Origin of the sequence: Acetobacter pasteurianus subsp. pasteurianus LMG 1262 = NBRC 106471 (assembly GCF_000285275.1) — a bacterium.
Classification (GTDB): Bacteria; Pseudomonadota; Alphaproteobacteria; order Acetobacterales; family Acetobacteraceae; genus Acetobacter; species Acetobacter pasteurianus.
Window position 1 is genome coordinate 1 of the sequence record NZ_CADO01000077.1, and the last position, 5753, is coordinate 5753.

Sequence of the window (5753 nt, forward strand, 5' to 3'; positions counted from 1 at the left end):
AGCCGCCCGGCCGCTGTATCAGAAGCCCAGAGCGTCGGCCTGTGCGTCTGCAATCTGACGATCGAGAGAGCGGGCGGAATTGCGGCTGTAGGGCTTCCATTCAGAGCCGAAATATTCGGCGTAAGCCTTGGCGGCACCTTCTGCGAGGGCTGAAAGGCCATAGGCTTTCATACCGAGTTGGGCGGCAAATTCGCGGGCGAAGGCGGCGCGGTTAGCCTGACCATCAACGCCCATGCGGTCTTCGTCGCGGTTTTCATTGGTAAAGCCAGAGGACATTTCACGGGCGGCCTGCCGCTTTGTTTCGTAGAACTGGGCCTGTCCGAAAGCAGAGGCCACACGCGCGCCCACGATGCGCTGCATGTGCATTTCAAGGGCGCGGTAATTCTTTTCGCCGTTTACGGTGGTTGCAAGAATGGGTTCCATGATCTTGATTTCTTCCATCACGGAATTGTAACCGGCTCCCAGCACTTCGTCTGTGTCCACTTCATCAATGGCAAAGGCGCGGGCAATAGCTGCGGCCTGTGCATCGGTGGGAATGAGAGCCTTGACGGCTTCAAGTGTTGCGATGGGGGCAGCGGCCTTGCGGTCCACGGCTTCCTGAAAGGAACGGGCGCGGGGTGCGTTTTTATTGGCCTTGTTGGCTTTCTTCTCTTGCGCTTCGGTGTGGGCTTGAGCGATAGCGGTAGCAGCGTTTGACATGATCTAGTCTCCTGTCTGGCGTTAGCCCCGTTTCAGTGTTGGTAGCACTGGCTCGGGGCGCTTTGTGCTAGGGAGTTATTTCCCTCTCACAAGTAAAAGATAGTACAAACCGACCGCCGCTGCAAGCATAAAATGCAATAAAAACAATAAAATAAATGAGTTATTTTTGTTTGCCTGCCCAATAACTCCGCTTTCTTTTCCGCATGCCCTTTATTTACTTTCAAACAGGACAGTAAAGGCAAGTATAGAAAAAACGACGGTGAGCATTAGCACGAAAGTGGCGAGACCCCGATTAAGGGGGCTCGACATCTCTTGGCGGCTATGCCGCCTAGAGATGCTGAGCGAACGAACCCCAACGGGGCGTCCCGGATCTTTATTGAGGATACACACGCAAGACCAGGGCAAACGGAAACAAGAAAACTGCGACTGGCAAAACCCAACCTGATCTGGACGATTTTCATAATTTTGAAGGAAGACTGTTTTTTATCAATTCGGTCGCATCTTTCCTCGTCACTCTGCCCTCTTCCACAGAAGAAACGCCCTCATCAGAGGCGTCTTGTTTGTAAAAAGGACATGATACAGATGCACACCATTCCGACCTTTTGGCCTTATTTTCTCTTTCTGTTTGGTCTCCAGTGGCTTATCGCGGCCATTCGTGAGCGAAACAACGCCAAGTTGCTTGGCACTCCCTTTGCATTTTTCGATATCGCTTCGGCGTGCATGGCAACGATGATGCTGTGGCTCCGCCGCTCAATCCGCTACGCTCTTTTTCTGGCTGTTCCGGTTACGGCGCTTTGCACTGTTCTCTCGCTCGGCCTCTATCTTCTGGGCCATGAGAAAGAGGCGATCAGCGCTCTCGACGTGGCTCTGATGGCCGGATTTGGGGGCTGGCTTCTGGATCTTATCTCTTCAATGATCGAAGAAATCTAAGCGCTGGGTTTCTTCGATTGCATAAAACATAATCTGATCTAATCGGATTCATACTGTGTGCCGGTATGGAGGCCGGCCCGTATGAGCCAAGCGCTGTCGGGAACAAGAAACTTGCAACTGGAAAAACCCAACCTGATCTGGTCTCTCTTCATAATTTTTAGGTAGGACTTTTTTTATATATTCGGTCACATCATATCCGGACAGAAAGTCAGAACGGAATTTTATTATGTGGAAGGACAACAAGATGACGTCTGAGGCACTCCCAAAAAGCCCGTGGACAAGACCCTCTATTATTGAGCTCACATCTGGCGAAAATCCCTTCTCTCTCTTTCCGCGAGAGCAATCCGACCATTTTGATCTCATAAGATCGAAAGCGGCCATGACTTCCTTCCGCGTCCTGGCAGACCCAAGACGTGACCCGTCTCGCACGAAAAACACCCCGTCCGACGATAGCCAGTGAGCTGCTCATGGTTTCTCCACACACCACGACGAAAAACAAACCCCGCCAGCCGGATCTGTTTGGCTATCACAAGCCACGCGCACCCCGGCGGTATCTGGCGCACATGATTGATGTTGGAGATCACGGCTGTATTTACGAACCGGGCAATACATGCGTTGCCTTGTTTTCATGCGCCCGCTGTGGCTGGATTGAGCGTCAGAACAAAACACATGTTCTACGGGGCGTAGCCTGTGCGAAGTGCAACGATCAACCCCAAGGATCGTTGGCGGACTAAGTCTCCTCTATGCGATAGCAACAATACCTTGCCTATGATTTACGGCATGTTAAATGGGTTTTTCCGTTACAGGTCAGAGATTTAGTATTGAGACGACATTCAGACAACAGAAAGACAGGCACAATGGCAGAGTCCACATCCGTTTACGAACCTGACACACAAAAGGTGGAACAGACCGTTACAATCATATCAGCCTACGTATGCCACAACACGGTTAGCACCGAAGCCCTCCCAGATCTGATAAGATCTGTCTATGCGACACTCGATACACTCTCACTCTCCCAACCCGCTCCAAAAGCCCCTGAGAAAGCCGTAACACCCGCAGTTGGTCCAGTTTCTGACGTGATATCTGAACCACCAGTTCCCGAAAAAAGCGTGTCTCAGGAACGCACACCGGCGGTACCCATCAAACGCTCGGTTTTCCCAGATTATATCGTCTGTCTTGAGGACGGTAAGAAAACCAAGATGCTGAAATCCTATATTCAGAGACATTTCAACCTGACCCCTGAGGATTACCGGGCACGCTGGGGATTGCCCCCGGAATATCCTATGGTGGCACCAAGCTACTCCGCACAGCGGGCGGCCATTGCCAAGCGCAACTCACTGGGGCGACGTGGCGATGACACCCATGCCACACTCTCATCAGGTGAAACAAATATTGCGTCAAATCGTAAAGCACGTGGGCGTAAAACGAAATAAGTCTGACCATTCAATAAAAAGTCCCTTTCTCGTTTTCGATCGCATGACGATGGATGACACCTGAAGCATCGATACACAAATGGGAAACGAGACATGGATAGCAATAGCGTTAGTCTCAACGCGGTTTTAATTCTGTTGCTCTACTCTGTTGTGGTTTTTATTGTGACGAGACTTTGGTTTAGCGAACGCAGACAGTGTATACTCGCATTCTGTTTACTTACAGTACCAGCCTTTCTGGCGGCATTGTGTGGTGGCTCGGATACTTTTTTCAGCAATGGCCCTTAGAGGAAGCTCAACACGATGGACCCGCACGATTACACCTCAAACATAACAAAAGGCATGACCTATGGGTTTGCAGAGATAGCGATTGGTTGCATTGCCATTGGTGCTGCCAGCTCCGGTCACACACTCGTCACCACATTGATGCTGTTTCCTACAGCTGGGGCTTGTCTGGCAGCGTGTGCTTACATGATGAAAGCAGCCAGAATAGGGTGACCCTTATCAACCCCACCTGCAAAACAAACTATGCAGGTGGGATCGCCCTGACGTCAGGATGCGTGAGCTTCGCGCACCAGCAAATCTTTCATCAGAGGCAGTTTGGACTGGCGGATGACTGAGACGCTCGCCATGTTATAAATTGGCCGGCCATCCATGTAGCCAAAGGCAAATAAAGCCGCCGCATCCTTCATTTCATGCAGGGGCCGGACAAACCAGTCGTGTGTGTCTGTTCCTCCAGGCTGCCCAAGGAGCGCTGTCAGCGTCTCTATTTTTCTCTTTCTCCACTCAGGACACTCGTCACCGAGTGTCGCAATCTGCAAAGACACTCCACATCCCATTTTTTGCAAGAGGGTATCAGGCGTTACTGCCTCAGAGACTATTGCCCTACATTTGCGGATGTATGTCTCGGCAGCGGTGTCAGATGCCCCACTGAAGCGCATACCGCCCCCTTCACATGACGCAGCAAAAGTGACGAGCTGACGCATGACTTCCCACTCTGCTCCCATTGCAATCAGTGACCAGTTTCTGACACGCCGTTGGAGGGTGCGCTGACGGGACGCATAGGATTCATAGAGGTTGTTGTCGCCGCCTAATTCGAAGAAGAGATACTGGTCACTCGAAAACCCATGATCTGGGAAAGCTGCGTTTAGAGTGTCCGTAGAAAACCTCGTGGCTGCGAGGTCATAAACAATGCGATAGGACATGAGATGTCGCCTTCTTTGGAGTTATAAACCCCTTCAGGTCGGACCGGAGCGGGCTATCGGGTCATGCGCGGCGCATAGCGCCGGCACCGCAGGCCGTCTGGCGCAGCCAGACGGACGAGGAGCCACCGCTTGATGCGAGAGACCGTTTCGGTCAGAGGGCTCCTGTCTTAGAAAGGAATCTCCTGTTCCTCATTGTGCCTAAGCGATAATCTCGATTTCATGAGCTTTCCAGCCATTCTCTGTTGAAGTTGACACCACCTTCTATTGCGTGTGCGCTGCTTTTTTCCTGAGCGCCAATAGGTCCGCAGAAGCGGCCGCAATTCGGGCCATTTAGCTGTTACATCTGCATAGGCTACGGGCCGTTCCAAGGCGCAACATCCGTAGCGATCTATACCCTCCACAATCGCAACGCGCCCTATTTCTGTTGACATCAGCACAAGACATCCATCGTTCAGGTCAGGTTGCGAGGGCAGACGGAAGAGAACTTTGCTGTCTGCATTATAAAGCGGAAGCCAGCCGCCAACCAACGGGGGGAAGTCCTGAAAGAGACATCAGATCGTAATCAGGCAGGATATGCTGTATCGCCTTCTGTAAATCGGGGACTGCTTGCCAGAACCTGATCCTTTGATCGGCTAACGGTCCGCTGTAGCCTTCAGGCTTCTCACACGATACGATCTCGCACATATCACACTGATAGATTTTACGTCGGCACTTCCAATAAGCAACACTGACGTCCTCGACGCGGAAATCTCACAGAAGGGTTGTACATCGGGTTAGATTATGAAAAAGTCTGTTTTGTAGAAAAGAAATTTCCATAATCATCAAGAAAATCCGATGCAGACAGAGTGTAGCGCAGGCGCGTATGAGTTTCCAGCCTCCTGTGGACGGCGTGTTGTGGCCCGTTTTGACGGGGGTCGCATGAGTTCGGATGGGGGCGTCATTCTGGTGAAGCAGGCTGATGACATTCTGGGTCTCAGCCGCCGCTTTGCTGCCTGTTTTCGCGATAAGCGGCATCCCGGCTTTGTGGAATACCGGGTTGAAGACCTTGTCCGTCAGCGGATCATGGGGCTGGCTTTGGGCTATGAAGATCTCAATGATCACGATGCCCTGCGGCATGACCTGATCTTTGGTCTGGCCTCGGGCCGTCTGTCAGGAGGCCGGGCAAACTGCGCAGCATTGGCTGGCAAATCTACCCTGAACCGGTTGGAGCGCAGTGGCCACAAGGCAGACCGTTACTGCCGCATCATTGCTGATCATGAGGCACTGGCGGAGCTGTTCGTCACGCTCTACATGGACCGGCATGATCGGGCTCCTGCCCGGATCGTTCTGAATGTGGATGCCACCGATGACCGTATCCATGGCCATCAGGAAGGCCGTGCCTTTCATGGGTATTACGGCCATAACTGCTATCTGCCACTATACATCTTTTGCGGGGATCATCTCCTCAGCGCTACCCTGCGCACGGCAGACAGGGACCCGGGGAAGGAAG

6 protein-coding genes are annotated in these 5753 nt (G+C 52.2%); 4 read left to right on the top strand and 2 right to left on the bottom strand.

Features of this window, described 5'->3' with window-relative positions; translation table 11 throughout:
* Positions 1-18: 18 nt before the first annotated feature.
* On the bottom strand, positions 19-699 hold the full coding sequence (locus tag APA10_RS11130; protein ID WP_003630496.1) for a hypothetical protein: 681 nt from the start codon (positions 697-699) through the stop codon (positions 19-21).
* 582 nt (positions 700-1281) lie between these two features.
* Between APA10_RS11130 and APA10_RS11135 the strand changes: the two genes are divergently transcribed.
* From APA10_RS11135 to APA10_RS11145, 3 genes are all read left to right on the top strand, one after another.
* Positions 1282-1629, top strand: coding sequence for a hypothetical protein (locus APA10_RS11135; RefSeq protein WP_003630498.1), 348 nt, complete (start codon positions 1282-1284; stop codon positions 1627-1629).
* A gap of 413 nt (positions 1630-2042) precedes the next feature.
* Positions 2043-2363, top strand: a complete 321-nt coding sequence (locus APA10_RS11140) for a hypothetical protein (RefSeq protein WP_250697680.1) — start codon at positions 2043-2045, stop codon at positions 2361-2363.
* Positions 2364-2486: 123 nt separating this feature from the next.
* The gene (locus APA10_RS11145) at positions 2487-3062 is read left to right on the top strand and encodes a MucR family transcriptional regulator (protein ID WP_003630501.1); all 576 of its coding nucleotides are present in this window, start codon (positions 2487-2489) and stop codon (positions 3060-3062) included.
* Between the two features lie 548 nt (positions 3063-3610).
* On the opposite strand, the gene APA10_RS11155 is transcribed toward APA10_RS11145, so the two are convergent.
* Positions 3611-4264: a hypothetical protein gene (locus APA10_RS11155; protein ID WP_050923544.1), complete on the bottom strand. Its 654-nt coding sequence runs from the start codon at positions 4262-4264 to the stop codon at positions 3611-3613.
* A gap of 834 nt (positions 4265-5098) precedes the next feature.
* Here APA10_RS11155 and APA10_RS11165 point away from each other — a divergent pair.
* On the top strand, positions 5099-5753 hold a 655-nt coding region (locus APA10_RS11165), incomplete at its 3' end, for a transposase (RefSeq protein WP_035367661.1).

Bases quoted from the DNA above. Each gene is read 5' to 3' on its own strand.
- APA10_RS11145 (WP_003630501.1), top strand. From the start codon at position 2,487: ATGGCAGAGTCCACATCCGTTTACGAACCTGACACACAAAAGGTGGAA.
- APA10_RS11155 (WP_050923544.1), bottom strand. From the start codon at position 4,264: ATGTCCTATCGCATTGTTTATGACCTCGCAGCCACGAGGTTTTCTACG.
- APA10_RS11130 (WP_003630496.1), bottom strand. From the start codon at position 699: ATGTCAAACGCTGCTACCGCTATCGCTCAAGCCCACACCGAAGCGCAA.
- APA10_RS11135 (WP_003630498.1), top strand. From the start codon at position 1,282: ATGCACACCATTCCGACCTTTTGGCCTTATTTTCTCTTTCTGTTTGGT.